We start from the raw sequence: 14129 nt of genomic DNA on the forward strand, positions 1-14129 counted from the left end.
ATGTCCATAGCCATCCTGCAGATGGTCAGCGGCCCCGCGGTGGCCGCCAATCTGCGCGCTGCCGAGCGACTGCTCGAACGCGCCGCTGACGCCGGTGCACAACTGGCGGTGCTGCCGGAAAACTTCGTCGCCATCGGCCATTCGGCTCCCGCCGAACTGGCCCGAGCGGAGACGCTCGGCGAGGGCGAGATCCTGCCCTGGCTGTCCCGCCAGGCGCGTGAACGAGGCCTCTGGCTGCTCGCCGGCACCCTGCCGCTGCTGCCCGACGGTGCCACCGAGGGCAAGCCCTGTGCCTGCTCGCTGCTGTATGACGACCGAGGGCAGCGCATCGCCCGCTACGACAAGTTGCACCTCTTCGATGCCGACGTCAGCGACAGCCAGGGCAGCTATCGCGAATCCGATCACTATGCCGCCGGCGAAGCCCTCACGGTGGTGGACACCCCGGTCGGTCGCCTGGGCCTGAGCGTCTGCTACGACCTGCGCTTTCCCGAACTCTACGGCGCCCTGCGTGCCGCCGGGGCGGAGCTGATCAGCGCGCCTTCGGCCTTTACCGTGCCCACCGGCCAGGCCCATTGGGAGCTGCTGCTGCGTGCCCGGGCGGTGGAGACCCAGAGCTATCTGCTGGGTGCTGCCCAGGGCGGCATCCATGCCAATGGCCGCACGACCTGGGGCCACGCCATGGCAGTGGATCCCTGGGGCGAGATCCTGGCCGTCCAGGCCAGCGGCGAGGCGGTGTTGCTCATCGAACGCGATGCCGAGCGCCAGGCCGAGTTGCGGCGGCGGATGCCCGTTACCCAGCACCGCCGCTTCGCACCGGCGCGCCTGGCCGAACGGCAATGACGGCCATTGGTCTTTTACATCAGGGACCCGAGACGTCCGCGAGTAGGCTAGAGGCCAGCTCGCGACCCCTTCATCGTTCCGGCGCCCCTGTTGGCGTCGTCTGGAGTTTCCATGAGTGATTACCTGAATAGCGTCGGCTCGGCCCTGCTGGGCCCCGGCGGACTCGCGGTGGACGATCTGCAACCCGTGCTGCAGCGTCTGGCCGGGCCCGGCATCGACGCCGCAGACCTGTATTTCCAGAGCATCGTCTCCGAGTCCTGGCTGCTGGAAGACGGCATCGTCAAGGAAGGCGGCTTCCACCTCGACCAGGGCGTCGGGGTGCGGGCGCTGTCCGGCGAGAAGACCGGCTTCGCCTACAGCAACGCCATTACCGGCGAGGCCCTGGATCTGGCCGCCCAAGCCGCGCGTTCCATCTCCCGCAGCGGCGCCGAAGGCCAGGTCCAGGCATTTCGTGCGGTAGAACCCGCGCAGCGCCTCTATGGCCAGGACAATCCCCTCGATGTGCTGGATCGCGCCACCAAGGTCACCTTCCTGAAGCAGCTGGACGAGGCCACCCGCGCCCTGGATCCGCGCATCCAGCAGGTCACCATCAGCCTGGCCGGGGTCTGGGAGCGCACTCTGGTGGCCGCGGTCGACGGCACCCTCGCCGCCGATGTGCGCCCGTTGGTGCGCCTGGGCGTCAGCGTCATCGTCGAGCAGAACGGCCGCCGCGAGCGCGGCAACAGCGGTGGTGGTGGTCGCTGCGACTATCGTTACTTCCAGCGTGACGACCGCGCCCTGGGCTATGCCCGCGAAGCGGTCCGCCAGGCGCTGGTCAATCTGGAGGCCACGGCGGCCCCGGCCGGTACCCTGCCGGTGGTACTGGGCGCCGGCTGGTCCGGCGTGCTGCTGCATGAAGCGGTCGGCCATGGCCTGGAAGGCGATTTCAACCGCAAGGGCAGCTCCAACTACAGCGGCCAGCTCGGGCGCCAGGTAGCCTCGTCGCTGTGCACCATCGTCGACGACGGCACCCTGCCGGATCGCCGTGGCTCCCTGTCCATCGACGACGAGGGCACGCCCAGCGGCTACAACGTGCTGATCGAGAACGGCATCCTCAAGGGCTACATGCAGGACAAGCTCAACGCCCGGCTGATGGGCGTGGCGCCCACCGGCAATGGTCGCCGCGAGTCCTATGCCCACCTGCCCATGCCGCGCATGACCAACACCTACATGCTCGCCGGCCAGAGCGATCCGGCCGAGATCATCGCCTCGGTGGAGAAGGGCATCTATTGCGCCAGCCTGGGTGGCGGTCAGGTGGACATCACCAGTGGCAAGTTCGTCTTCACCACCAACGAGGCCTACCTGATCGAGAACGGCAAGCTCGGTCGTCCGGTGAAGGGCGCCACCCTGATCGGCAACGGACCTGAGGTCATGAACCGGGTATCCATGGTCGGCAACGACCTGGCGCTGGATGCGGGGGTAGGGACCTGTGGCAAGGACGGCCAGTCACTGCCGGTGGGCGTGGGTCAGCCGACGCTGAAGATCGACGCCATCACCGTGGGCGGCACCGGCGCCTGATGCGGGCACCGGCCGTGGCCGTAGCGGACAGAAACCTAGCGCAGACCGCGCTGGGTTTCGTCGAGGGTGCGGATGTACTTGAAGACCTTGCGCGCCGCCGCGGGCGGCTTGTTGTGCGCCGCCTCGTGCTGGGCATGGCGCACCAGGCCGCGCAGATGCTGGCGATCGGTTTCCGGATACAGCGCCACGAAGGCTTCCAGCGCCTGGTCGCCCTCGGCGATCAAGCGGTCACGCCAGCGCTCCAGGGCGTGGAAGCGCTCGTTGTACTGCCGCGTCGAAGTGTCCATCTGGTCGGCCAGCGCCAGGATCGCTTCCAGGTCCTGGTCGCGCATCAGCTTGCCCAGGTACTGGACATGCCGTTTGCGCGCAATGTGGGTCTTGTGCTTGGGCGCCTCGGCCAGGGCCTTGCGCAGCGGATCGGTCAGCGGCAGGCGGTCCAGCTGCTCGGCCGGCAGCCCGGCCAGGCGCTCGCCCAGCTCCTGCAGCGCGTGCAGCTCGCGCTTGACCTGCGTCTTGCTCTTTTCGCCCAGCGGCGCGTCGTCGTCGTAAGAATCAACCATGAACTATGGGGTCCAGCTAAGAATGGGCGCCATCATAACGAGTTGCCGCACGGTTGTCCGGCCTGGCCGGCGCCGTCCGTAAGGAGAACGTCATGAATCGCAACGCCGCCGTGGGTCCCGCCGCGCTCCCCGAATTGCGCGAACAGGTCGAGGCCATCCTGGCCGAGGCCCGGCGCCAGGGCGCCAGTGCCGGTGAAGTGGCCGTCTCGGTCGACCAGGGCCTGTCCACCTCGGTCCGCAAGGGCGAGGTGGAAACGGTCGAATTCAATCGTGACCAGGGCTTCGGCATCACCCTCTATGCCGGTCAGCGCAAGGGCTCGGCCAGTACCTCCGCCACCGGCCCCGAGGCGATCCGCGAAACCGTGGCCGCGGCCCTGGCCATCGCCAAGCACACCTCGGAGGATCCCTGCGCGGGCCTGGCGGATGCCGAATTGATGGCACGCGGCGAGCTGCCCGATCTCGACCTCTATCATCCCTGGAACATTACTCCAGAGCAGGCCATTGAGCAGGCCCTGGCCTGTGAAGCGGCCGCCTATGCCGCCGACAGCCGCATCGGCAATGCCGACGGTACCACCCTCAATACCCACCAGAGCTGCCGGGTCTACGGCAACAGCCACGGTTTCGTCGGCGGCTACGCCAGCACCCGGCACAGCCTGAGCTGCGTGATGATCGCCGGCAGCGGCGAGGCCATGCAGCGCGACTACTACTACGACGTCAACCGCATCGGCAGCGAGCTGATGAGCGCCGAGGAGATCGGTCGCCGCGCCGCCGAGCGTGCCGTGAGTCGCCTGGGTGCCAGGCCGGTGCCCACCGCCAAGGTCCCGGTGCTGTTTTCCCCGGAAATGGCCGCCGGCCTGTTCGGCACCTTTCTCGCCGCCATTTCTGGTGGCAACCTCTATCGCAAGTCGTCCTTCCTCGAAGGCGCCCTGGGTCAGCAGGTGTTTCCCGACTGGCTGACTCTGGACGAGCGGCCGCACCTGCCGCGCGCCCTGGGCAGTGCCGCCTTCGATGGCGAAGGCCTGGCCACCTACGCCAAGCCCTTCGTCGAGAACGGCCAGCTGGTGTCCTATGTGCTCGGCAGCTATTCCGCGCGCAAGCTGGGCATGCAGAGCACCGCCAACGCCGGTGGCGTGCACAATCTCCACGTCAGTCATGGCACGGCCGACCAGGCCGAGCTGATCCGGCAGATGGGCACGGGCTTTCTGGTCACGGAAATGATGGGGCAGGGCACCAACCTGGTCACCGGCGACTACTCCCGGGGTGCCGGTGGCTTCTGGATCGAGAATGGCGAGATCCAGTTTCCGGTCCAGGAGGTCACCATCGCCGGTCGCCTCGGCGACATGTTCCGCCAGATCCTGGCCGTGGGCAGCGACGTGGAACGCCGCGGCAGTCTACGCACCGGCTCGGTGCTGATCGACGGCATGACCCTGGCGGGCAGCTAGAACGGCGGTTGGAGTTGTCGCGATGAGGAAAATCCCGTCGAACGGGAGACAGCCCACCCCGTTACTCGTTAGTATCCTAGCAATGCACTAGGACATAGCCGTGCGGTCGAATCCGTTGACCGGACGGCCCAGGCTTCACAGGATGCGCCCTCGCGCATCTGCCGTACTCCCCGGCGCCCTCGGGCGCTGGGTCCATACCAAAGCCACCATGGAGACAATCCGCATGCCGCATACTCTGCCTCAGCTGCCCTACGCCTACGACGCGCTGGAACCGCACGTCGATGCCCAGACCATGGAAATCCACCATACCAAGCATCACCAGACCTACATCAACAACCTGAACGCGGCGCTGGAAGGCACCGAGTTCGCCAACCTGTCGGCCGAAGACGTGGTTCGTCAACTGGACAAGCTGCCCCAGGACAAGCGCGGCGCCGTGCAGAACAACGGTGGCGGCCATGCCAACCACAGCCTGTTTTGGACCGTGATGGCCCCCAACGCCGGCGGCAAGCCCGAAGGCGCCCTGGCCGAGGCCATCGAGTCCCAGCTGGGCGGCTTCGATGCCTTCAAGGAAGCCTTCACCAAGGCGGCCCTGACTCGCTTCGGCAGCGGCTGGGCCTGGCTGAGCGTCACCCCCGAGAAGAAGCTGGTGGTCGAGAGCACCGGCAACCAGGACAGCCCGCTGATGACTGGCAATACCCCGATCCTCGGCCTGGACGTCTGGGAGCACGCCTACTACCTGCGCTACCAGAACCGTCGTCCCGACTACATCGGCGCCTTCTTCAACGTCATCAACTGGCCGGAAGTGTCCCGTCGCTACGAAGCGGCGCTGAACGCCTGAGTTGACGCCCCATGAAAAAGCCGCCCTCGGGCGGCTTTTTTTATGGGATGCGGCTGGAGCAGGGTGCTTATCACTCACCCTCGTCGAAGTAATTGTTGATCAGCTCGATCAGGGCGCGCATGGCCTCGTCGCTCTGTTCACCTTCGGTTTCCAGTTGCAGCACCGTGCCCTTGCCGGCGGCCAGCATCATGACCGCCATGATGCTCTTGCCATCGACCGGCGACTCGCCACTACGGCCGACGCGAACGCTGGCGGGATAGCGGCCAGCCACGCCGACGAACTTGGCGGCGGCACGGGCGTGCAGACCCAGCTTGTTGATGATGGTGATCTGTTGGGCAGGCATTGAGTCTGTCCTTGTCGAAACGAAACGGGCGTCAGAGATCGCGGTGACGAATCTGGACGTTCTTGAGCAGGTCTTTGAGTTCGCGACCCAGGCGATCGGCCAGATAGACCGAACGGTGATGACCACCGGTACAGCCGATGGCCACGGTCACATAGGACCTGTTGTTGGCGGCGAAACGCGGCAGCCACTTCACCAGGTAATCGCGGATGTCATTGTACAGGGTCTCTACCTCGGGCTGTTGCTCGAGATACTCCCGCACCGGGGCGTCCAGTCCGGAAAAATCGCGCAGGTCCGGTTTCCAATAGGGATTGGGCAGGAAGCGCACGTCGAAGACCATGTCGGCATCCACCGGCAGGCCGCGCTTGAAGCCAAAGGACTCGACCAGGTAGGCGGTACCCGGCTCCGGCGCGTTCAGCAGGCGCAATTTGAGGATGTCGCGCAGCTGATAGAGATTCAGGTGAGTGGTGTCGATCTTCAGGTCGGACAGATCGGCGATGGGCGACAGCAGCACCTGTTCGTCGTGAATGGCCTCGGCCAGGGATCTTTCCTGGTTGGACAGCGGATGCCGGCGGCGCGTCTCGGAAAAGCGCTTGAGCAGCGTCTGGTCATCGGCATCCAGATAGAGGATGTCACAGCGGATGTTGCGGCTGCGTACCTGTTCGAGCAATTCGGGAAAGCGCTGCAACTGGCTGGGCAGGTTGCGTGCATCGATGGACAGGGCGACCTTGGGCTGGGGCCGCTCCATGTCGGTCAGGGCGTGCTGGGCCAGCTCGGGTAGCAGACTGGCCGGCAGGTTGTCGATGCAATAGAAGCCATTGTCCTCAAGCACGTTGAGCGCCGTACTCTTGCCCGACCCGGAACGTCCGCTCACGATGATGAGGTGCATGTCAGTGTCCGCTCTGGGCCTCGACGACGATCTGATAGAGCGCCTGGCTGTCCTTGGCCTTGCGCAGTCGGTCGCGGATGTCGGCGCGATCCAGGATGCCGGCGATCTGGCGTAGCAGGGTGAGGTGTTGTTCGGTGGCCGCTTCCGGGACCAGCAGGACGAATACCAGGTCTACCGGGGCGCCGTCCAGGGAATCGAAGTCCACCGGCTGCTGCAGGTGGAAGAGCACGCACAGCGGTTGCTGCAGACCCGCCAGGCGGCAGTGGGGAATGGCGATGCCATTGCCGAAACCAGTGGAGCCCAGGCGTTCGCGCGCCATCAGGCATTCATGGATGTGCGCCGCATCATGGCCGGGCAGTTCCTGCGCGGCCAGCTCGGCGATGCGTTCCAGTACGGCGGCTTTGCTGCCACCCGGCGCACCCGTCTGGGTACGGCCGGGGGTCAGGATGTTTTCGAGTTTGATCATAAAGCGGCGATCGAACCTCAGCGGACGCCAATGCCCTGCTGGCGTTCGATCGATTTTTCCTTGTGTTTAATCAGTTGGCGGTCGAGCTTGTCGGCCAGGAGATCTATGGCGGCATACATGTCGTCGTGCTCGGCGTTGGCGACCACCGCAGCGCCGGAGACGTGCAGGGTGGCTTCGGCCTTTTGCTTGAGCTTGTCCACTTCCAGGATGACCTGGACGTTGGTGATGCGATCGAAGTGCCGTTCGAGGCGGGCGAGTTTCTCGCCGATGTAGTCACGCAGGGCTTCTGTCACTTCAAGCTGATGGCCACTGATGTTGACTTGCATACCGCTTCTCCTTATTGCCGGGCTGCGATCGGCGAAGCTGCTCGCCGACATGACACGGGTCGATCGAGGCACGGTCACACATCAGGACGCGTCAGAGGAGACGCTTGCGTTCGCTGGACGGAGCGATACCCAGGGATTCCCGATACTTAGCCACCGTGCGACGAGCGACTTGTATACCTTGCGATTCCAGTAAACCAGCGATCTTGCTGTCACTCAACGGCTTTTTCGCGTTTTCCGCCGCCACCAATTTCTTGATGATCGCGCGGATCGCGGTGGAGGAGCATTCGCCGCCCTCGGCGGTGCTGACGTGGCTGGAGAAGAAGTACTTGAGTTCGTAGATGCCACGCGGGGTGTGCATGAATTTCTGGGTGGTCACCCGGGAGATGGTCGACTCGTGCATGCCCACCGCCTCGGCGATGTCGTGCAGGACCAACGGCTTCATGGCCTCTTCGCCATATTCGAGAAAACCCCGCTGGTGCTCGACGATCTGGGTCGCCACCTTCATCAGGGTCTCGTTGCGGCTCTGCAGGCTCTTGATGAACCAGCGCGCTTCCTGGAGCTGGTTGCGCATGTAGGTGTTGTCGGCGCTGCTGTCGGCGCGTTTGACGAAACCGGCGTACTGGGGATTGACCCGCAGGCGCGGTACGGCTTCCTGATTGAGCTCCACCAGCCAACGCTCGTTGTGCTTGCGCACGATGACGTCCGGCACCACGTATTCGGCTTCGCCGGATTCGATCTGCGAGCCGGGACGCGGGTGCAAGGTCTGGATCAGCTCGATTATCGGCTTGAGCTCGTCTTCCTTGATCTTCATGCGCCGCATCAACTGCGCATAGTCACGGCTGCCTAGCAGATCCAGGTAGTCGCCAACCAGGCGCTTGGCTTCGCCGAGCAGGGGCAGGGTGGCGGGCAGCTGGGCCAGCTGGATCAGCAGGCATTCGCGCAGGTTGCGCGCGGCGACGCCGGCGGGCTCGAATTGCTGGACGCGTCTGAGCACCACCTCGACCTCGTCGAGATCGACTTCCAGCTCGGGATCGAGGGAAGCATGGATGTCTTCCAGGCTTTCCTGCAGATAGCCGTCGGTGTCGATGCCGTCGATGATCGCCAGGGCGATCAGGCGGTCGAGATCCGACATAGGCGCCAGGTTCAGCTGCCAGAGCAGGTGGGTCTGCAGGCTCTCGCCGGCGGAGGTACGGGTGGTAAAGTCCCACTCGTCGTCGTCGTTGCTGGGCAGGCTGCTGGCGCTGGTCTGGTAGATGTCTTCCCAGGCGGTATCGACCGGCAGCTCGCTGTCGCTGGGGATGCGCTCGCTCCACTCGGATTCGTCGGCCATCTCGTTGGTGGCGACCGAGGTTTCCTTGAAGGTGGTTTCCATGGTGCCGGAGCCTGAGCTCTCATCGCCTTCGCCCGCGGCTTCGCTCTGGTCGAAGTCTTCGCCTTCTTCCTGGCGTTCCAGCATCGGATTGGATTCCAGGGCTTCCTGGATCTCCTGCTGCAAGTCGAGCGTCGAGAGCTGGAGCAGACGTATGGCTTGTTGCAGCTGCGGCGTCATCGTCAGCTGCTGGCCCATCTTGAGGACTAGCGATGGTTTCATGGCTGCGGAAATACACCTTGTCTACCGACGCGAACAGCGCCACCGAACCTCGCGAACCCTGCGAGCGTTAGCAAATTATATGCCTTGTTTCCCCGGGTTTGCCTAGAGGCGGAATTCGTGGCCCAGATAGACTTCCTTCACCAGGTCATTGGCGAGGACTTCTTCGGCGGTACCCTCGGCGATGAGCTGGCCATCGTTGACGATGTAAGCCGTTTCGCAGATGGTCAGGGTTTCCCGCACGTTGTGGTCGGTGATGAGCACACCGATACCCTTGGCCTTGAGGTGGCGGATGATCTGCTTGATGTCACCCACCGAGATGGGGTCCACACCGGCGAAGGGTTCGTCCAGCAGGATGAACTTGGGCGCGGTGGCCAGGGCGCGGGCGATCTCGACACGGCGACGCTCGCCACCCGACAGGCTCATGCCGCGGTTGTCGCGGATATGAGTGATGTGGAATTCCTGCAACAGGCTTTCCAGCTCGCGCAGACGGCCGGCCTTGTCCAGGTCCTTGCGGGTTTCCAGGATGCCGAGGATGTTGTCGGCCACGGTCAGCTTGCGAAAGATCGAGGCTTCCTGCGGCAGGTAACCGATCCCGGCGCGGGCACGACCGTGCATGGGCAGGGCGGTGACGTCCTGATCGTCGATCAGCACGCGGCCCTGATCGGCCTTGACCAGGCCGACGATCATGTAGAAGCAAGTGGTCTTGCCGGCGCCGTTCGGACCGAGCAGGCCGACGATCTGACCGCTGTCGATGCTGACGCTGACGTCGCGAACGACCTGACGACCCTTGTAGCTCTTGGCCAGATGCTGGGCTTTGAGCGTAACCGTCATTGTCCCTGCCCCGACTGCTGCTGATCCTTGGGCTGGATGACCATGTCGATCCTCGGCCGCGGCGTGGTGACCTTGCTGCCATTGGCGCGACCGGCGTTGACGATCTGGCGCTGAGTGTCGTAGACGATCTTCTCGCCTTCGAAGGTGTTGCCCTGTTGGACCACCTTGGCCTGGTCGATCAGGATGATGCGATTTTCCTGGGCGAAATACTGGATGGTCAGACCGTAGGCCTTGACGATGTCCTTGTCCGCCGAAGGCTTCTGCTCGTAGTAGGCCGGCTTGCCCACTGCGGTGGCGACCTTGATGTTGCCCTGGTTGTCCTGGGTCAGGGTCACCGTATTGCCGGTGATCTTCATGCTGCCCTGGGTGATGACCACGTCTCCGCGGTACACGGCCACGCCCTGCTTGTCGTCGAGCTCGGCGCTGTCGGCCTGCACGCGGATCGGCTGGGTGCGATCGGTCGGCAGGGCCCAAGCCGCGGCACTGCCAAGGGTGGCGCCGAGGGTGAACAGGAAGGGGAGGGTTTTAACGAACCTCATGCTGGCCTCTTACGTTGGACAGCAGGAGCATTCTGCCGTCTTCTAGATACGCTTTCATGCCATTGGCCGTGGTCACCCCATTGGCGGCCTCGATTCTAACGGCTTGCTCGGTTTGCGCATATTGTTTGTCAGGAAAGACGGTCATGCGGGTGGTGGTCAACACCACTGGGCGGCCTTTCTCATCGGTACGCTCGACGCGCACGTCATCGATCAGCTCCGCCTGACTGCCACCGGGGGCGACCTCGGCGCGGGCACTGCGAATGTGCCAGGGATAGTCGGTACCGCGAAAGGCCAGCATGTCGGGGCGGGTCACCAGGGTGACGTCGGTCGCCTTGACGTGTTCGCTGCGCTCGGCCTTGAGTTCGTACTGGATCTTGCCGTCCAGACGATACTGGATCGTCCGGGTATTGAGGGCGTAGCCGTCGATGGCGCTGTCTTGCGGGGTCGACGAGGCCGGAGCATCGACGAAGCGCTGCGGCAGGATGTTCCAGTAGCCGATCGCGATGAGCGCGGCGGCGATCAGGACCAACAGCACGGGGCGGCGCAAGCTGCGAAACATGAGGGTACCTGTGGTGGGCCGCACCAGGGCGGCGGGTTGAACACGAGAGTGCGGCGTATTAGTCGGGCAGTATAACCCGGCCTACAGCACCCCGGCGCGTAGCAGGTCACCCATGTTGAGGGCACCGATCGGGCGCCGCTCGTCATCGATCACCACCAGCGCGTTGATCTTGTGCTCCTCCATGATCTTCAACGCCTCGGCCGCGAGCATCGGCGCCCTGGCGGTTCGACCACCACGGGTCATCACGGTTGCGATGGGCGTGGTGCGCACATCGATGCCGCGATCCAGGGCACGACGCAGATCGCCGTCGGTGAAGATGCCGGCGAGACGGCCATCGGCGGCGAGCACGCTGGTCATGCCCAGCCCCTTGCGCGACATCTCCAGCAAGGCATCGGACACCAGGGTGTCTTCGCCGACCTGCGGCAGGTCGGCGCCGGCATGCATGACGTTTTCCACCTTGAGCAGCAGGCGCCGGCCCAGGGCACCGCCCGGGTGGGAAAAGGCGAAGTCCTCGGCGGTGAAGCCGCGGGCCTCGAGCAGGGCGATGGCCAGGGCATCGCCCAGCACCAGGGCGACGGTGGTGGAGGAGGTGGGTGCCAGATTGAGCGGGCAGGCCTCGGTGGCGACGCTGGTGTCCAGGTTGACGTCCGCGGCCTTGGCCAGCGGCGAGGCGGGATTGCCGGCAAAGCTGATCAAAGGGACGCCTAGGCGCTTGATCAGCGGCAGCAGGGTCAGGATCTCACTGGAGGTGCCCGACTGGGAGATGGCGATGATGACGTCATCGCGGGTGATCATGCCCATGTCGCCATGGCTGGCTTCGGCCGGATGCACGAAGAAGGCCGGGCTGCCGGTGCTGGCCAGGGTCGCGGCGATCTTGTTGCCGACATGCCCGGATTTGCCCATGCCCAGGACCACGATACGCCCACGGCAGGCGAGCAGGTGGCGACAGGCGGCGGCAAAGCTTGCGTCGATGCGTTCGCCCAGGGCGGCCACGGCCACTCGCTCTACATCTATGGTGCGCTTGGCGGAAGCGATGAAATCTATTGAGTCGGGCATGGGTCAGAAGGCAGGTGACGGGACAATCGGAAATTATATGCGCAAAGCCGCGACACACAGCAACGCCGCCTGCAGCTTGGAAGTCTCATCGGCAACGAATGCTATAGTGCCGCCCTTTTGCCGGGGCCGCCGCACACGAGCATCGCGTGCCCTGAAGCGGCGGAGCGGCGTCTCCCTGCACAGAGTTGAACGTTAGGAGTCTTGATGACCGTCGATAGCCCGTACGCCGTGGAGTTGAAGGGCGTTTCCTTCAAGCGCGGCACGCGTCTCATCTACGACCGCGTCGATATCCGCATCCCGCGGGGCAAGGTCACCGGGATCATGGGACCGTCCGGCAGTGGCAAGACCACTCTATTGCGTCTCATCGCCGCCCAGTTGCGACCGAGCAGCGGCGAGATCTGGGTCAATGGCGCCAATCTGCCGCAGCTGTCCCGGGGCGAACTGTTCGAGATGCGCCGTCAGATGGGCGTGCTGTTCCAGAGTGGCGCGTTGTTCACCGACCTCGATGTGTTCGAGAACGTGGCCTTTCCGCTGCGCGTGCACACCAAGCTGCCCGAGGAAATGATCCGCGATCTCGTCTTGCTCAAGTTGCAGGCGGTGGGGTTGCGTGGCGCCGTCGAACTGATGCCGGACGAGTTGTCGGGTGGCATGAAGCGCCGGGTCGCCCTGGCGCGGGCCATCGCCCTGGATCCGCAGATCCTCATGTACGACGAGCCCTTCGTCGGCCAGGACCCTATCGCCATGGGTGTGCTGGTGCGCTTGATCCGCCTGCTCAACCAAGCCCTTGGATTGACCAGCATCGTGGTCTCCCACGACCTGGCCGAGACCGCCAGCATCGCCGACTACCTCTATGTGGTGGGCGACACCAAGGTGCTGGGGCAGGGCACGCCGAAGGAATTGCGCGAATCGCCGGATCCGCGGGTTCGCCAGTTCATGCAGGGCATCCCCGATGGCCCGGTACCCTTCCACTATGCCGCGCCGGATCTGCGCGATGCCTTGCTGGGGAAACACTGATGCGTAAGGTCTCCGCCGTGGAGCGGATTCGTCGGCTGGGCCGAGCCGGGCTGGACGTCGTGGCGGCCATCGGCCGCTCGGTGATCGTCCTGCTGCTGGCGGTGTTCGGTCGCGGTGGCGTGGGCAACGGCCTGCAGCTGCTGGGCAAGCAACTCTATTCGGTGGGCGTGATGTCGCTGCCGATCATTGTGGTGTCGGGCTTCTTCATCGGCATGGTGATCGCCCTGCAGGGCTACAACATCCTGGTCAAGTACGGTTCCGAGCAGGCCGTGGGGCAGATGGTGGCCCTGACCCTGCTGCGCGAACTTGGCCCGGTGGTGACAGCGCTGCTGTTCGCCGGCCGGGCGGGTTCCGCCTTGACCGCCGAGATCGGCAACATGAAATCCACCGAGCAGCTGTCCAGCCTGGAAATGATCGGCGTGGATCCGCTCAAGTACATCGTCGCGCCGCGTTTCTGGGCCGGTTTCATTTCCATGCCCCTGCTGGCCGCCATGTTCAACGTGGTGGGCATCTGGGGCGCGGCCATGGTCGCCATCGACTGGCTCGGTGTCTACGACGGCTCCTTCTGGGCCACCATGCAGAACAGCGTGATGCTCAGCGACGTGCTCAATGGCGTGGTCAAGAGCCTGGTGTTCGCCTTCGTGGTGACCTGGGTCGCCGTCTTCCAGGGGTATGACTGCGAGCCGACCTCCGAAGGCATCGGTCGCGCCACCACCCGTACCGTCGTCTATGCGTCGCTTGCCGTGCTCGGCCTCGACTTCATTCTTACCGCCCTGATGTTTGGAGATCTCTGATGCAAACCCGCACCCAGGAAATCGGTGTCGGACTCTTCCTGCTGGCCGGCGTGCTCGCACTGCTGCTGCTGGCGCTGCGGGTAAGCGGTCTGACGATGAGCGACCATCACGATACCTACAAGGTCTATGCCTACTTCGACAACATCGCCGGTCTCACCGTGAGATCGCGGGTGACCCTGTCGGGCGTGACCATCGGCAAGGTCACCGCCATCGATCTCGACCGCAACAGCTACCGCGGTCGGGTCACCATGCAGATCGACAAGCAGGTGGACAACCTGCCGACCGACTCCATCGCCTCGATCCTGACCGCCGGCCTGCTCGGCGAGAAGTACATCGGCATCAGCGTGGGCGGTGACGAGCAGGTGCTCAAGGAGGGTTCGACCATTCGAGATACACAATCCTCGTTGGTTCTCGAAGACCTGATTGGCAAATTCCTGCTCAACTCGGTCAATAAAGACTCTTCCGCCAATAAATGATGAGAGGCTTC

The 14129-nt window shown here is 64.4% G+C and carries 17 protein-coding genes; 7 read left to right on the forward strand and 10 right to left on the reverse strand.

All coding sequences use genetic code 11. From position 1 onward, the window contains the following. Positions 1-840 carry a carbon-nitrogen hydrolase family protein gene (locus V6W80_RS06015; RefSeq protein ID WP_338546198.1) on the forward strand — a complete coding sequence of 280 codons (840 nt, stop codon included), beginning with the start codon at positions 1-3 and terminating at the stop codon, positions 838-840. Between the two features lie 111 nt (positions 841-951). After that, on the forward strand, positions 952-2397 hold the full coding sequence (gene tldD / locus V6W80_RS06020; protein ID WP_338546199.1) for a metalloprotease TldD: 1446 nt from the start codon (positions 952-954) through the stop codon (positions 2395-2397). Positions 2398-2432: 35 nt separating this feature from the next. Here the strand turns inward: tldD and yjgA are convergent, their stop codons facing one another. Then, the gene (gene yjgA / locus V6W80_RS06025; protein WP_017642376.1) at positions 2433-2957 is read right to left on the reverse strand and encodes a ribosome biogenesis factor YjgA; all 525 of its coding nucleotides are present in this window, start codon (positions 2955-2957) and stop codon (positions 2433-2435) included. A 92-nt stretch (positions 2958-3049) separates the two neighbouring features. Between yjgA and pmbA the strand changes: the two genes are divergently transcribed. Both pmbA and V6W80_RS06035 read left to right on the forward strand, forming a co-directional pair. Continuing rightward, on the forward strand, positions 3050-4399 hold the full coding sequence (gene pmbA, locus V6W80_RS06030) for a metalloprotease PmbA (protein ID WP_338546200.1): 1350 nt from the start codon (positions 3050-3052) through the stop codon (positions 4397-4399). Between the two features lie 223 nt (positions 4400-4622). Beyond that, complete coding sequence (locus V6W80_RS06035; protein ID WP_017642374.1) at positions 4623-5237, forward strand: superoxide dismutase; 615 nt, start codon at positions 4623-4625, stop codon at positions 5235-5237. A gap of 70 nt (positions 5238-5307) precedes the next feature. Here V6W80_RS06035 and V6W80_RS06040 read toward each other — a convergent pair whose 3' ends face one another. From V6W80_RS06040 to V6W80_RS06080, 9 genes are all read right to left on the reverse strand, one after another. Further along, positions 5308-5580 carry an HPr family phosphocarrier protein gene (locus tag V6W80_RS06040; protein WP_017640049.1) on the reverse strand — a complete coding sequence of 91 codons (273 nt, stop codon included), beginning with the start codon at positions 5578-5580 and terminating at the stop codon, positions 5308-5310. Positions 5581-5611: 31 nt separating this feature from the next. Then, positions 5612-6466 (reverse strand): RNase adapter RapZ, encoded by an 855-nt coding sequence (gene rapZ, locus V6W80_RS06045; RefSeq protein WP_017640050.1) that lies wholly within the window; start codon positions 6464-6466, stop codon positions 5612-5614. Between the two features lies 1 nt (position 6467). Then, on the reverse strand, positions 6468-6932 hold the full coding sequence (gene ptsN / locus V6W80_RS06050) for a PTS IIA-like nitrogen regulatory protein PtsN (protein WP_017640051.1): 465 nt from the start codon (positions 6930-6932) through the stop codon (positions 6468-6470). 17 nt (positions 6933-6949) lie between these two features. After that, entirely contained in the window at positions 6950-7258 is a 309-nt protein-coding gene (gene hpf / locus V6W80_RS06055) for a ribosome hibernation-promoting factor, HPF/YfiA family (RefSeq protein WP_017640052.1), read from the reverse strand. 91 nt (positions 7259-7349) lie between these two features. Continuing rightward, positions 7350-8849: an RNA polymerase factor sigma-54 gene (locus V6W80_RS06060; RefSeq protein WP_093250327.1), complete on the reverse strand. Its 1500-nt coding sequence runs from the start codon at positions 8847-8849 to the stop codon at positions 7350-7352. Between the two features lie 102 nt (positions 8850-8951). Next, the gene (gene lptB / locus V6W80_RS06065; protein ID WP_017640054.1) at positions 8952-9680 is read right to left on the reverse strand and encodes an LPS export ABC transporter ATP-binding protein; all 729 of its coding nucleotides are present in this window, start codon (positions 9678-9680) and stop codon (positions 8952-8954) included. Further along, positions 9677-10219 (reverse strand): lipopolysaccharide transport periplasmic protein LptA, encoded by a 543-nt coding sequence (lptA, locus tag V6W80_RS06070; protein ID WP_017640055.1) that lies wholly within the window; start codon positions 10217-10219, stop codon positions 9677-9679. The genes lptB and lptA overlap by 4 nt, the downstream gene beginning before the upstream one ends. After that, positions 10206-10778 carry an LPS export ABC transporter periplasmic protein LptC gene (gene lptC, locus V6W80_RS06075; protein WP_007159515.1) on the reverse strand — a complete coding sequence of 191 codons (573 nt, stop codon included), beginning with the start codon at positions 10776-10778 and terminating at the stop codon, positions 10206-10208. The genes lptA and lptC overlap by 14 nt, the downstream gene beginning before the upstream one ends. 81 nt (positions 10779-10859) lie before the next feature. Then, entirely contained in the window at positions 10860-11834 is a 975-nt protein-coding gene (locus V6W80_RS06080) for a KpsF/GutQ family sugar-phosphate isomerase (protein WP_068383733.1), read from the reverse strand. A gap of 204 nt (positions 11835-12038) precedes the next feature. Between V6W80_RS06080 and V6W80_RS06085 the strand changes: the two genes are divergently transcribed. The 3 genes from V6W80_RS06085 to mlaD are packed head-to-tail and all read left to right on the forward strand — an operon-like array spanning position 12039 to position 14118. Beyond that, on the forward strand, positions 12039-12848 hold the full coding sequence (locus tag V6W80_RS06085; RefSeq protein ID WP_338546202.1) for an ATP-binding cassette domain-containing protein: 810 nt from the start codon (positions 12039-12041) through the stop codon (positions 12846-12848). Then, the gene (gene mlaE, locus V6W80_RS06090; RefSeq protein WP_017640058.1) at positions 12848-13642 is read left to right on the forward strand and encodes a lipid asymmetry maintenance ABC transporter permease subunit MlaE; all 795 of its coding nucleotides are present in this window, start codon (positions 12848-12850) and stop codon (positions 13640-13642) included. Before V6W80_RS06085 ends, mlaE begins: the two co-directional genes overlap by 1 nt. Further along, positions 13642-14118, forward strand: coding sequence for an outer membrane lipid asymmetry maintenance protein MlaD (gene mlaD / locus V6W80_RS06095; protein WP_308707724.1), 477 nt, complete (start codon positions 13642-13644; stop codon positions 14116-14118). The genes mlaE and mlaD overlap by 1 nt, the downstream gene beginning before the upstream one ends. Positions 14119-14129: the final 11 nt, after the last annotated feature.

Source organism: Pseudomonas benzopyrenica (genome assembly GCF_036884265.1).
In the GTDB taxonomy this organism is placed as follows: domain Bacteria; phylum Pseudomonadota; class Gammaproteobacteria; order Pseudomonadales; family Pseudomonadaceae; genus Chryseomonas; species Chryseomonas benzopyrenica.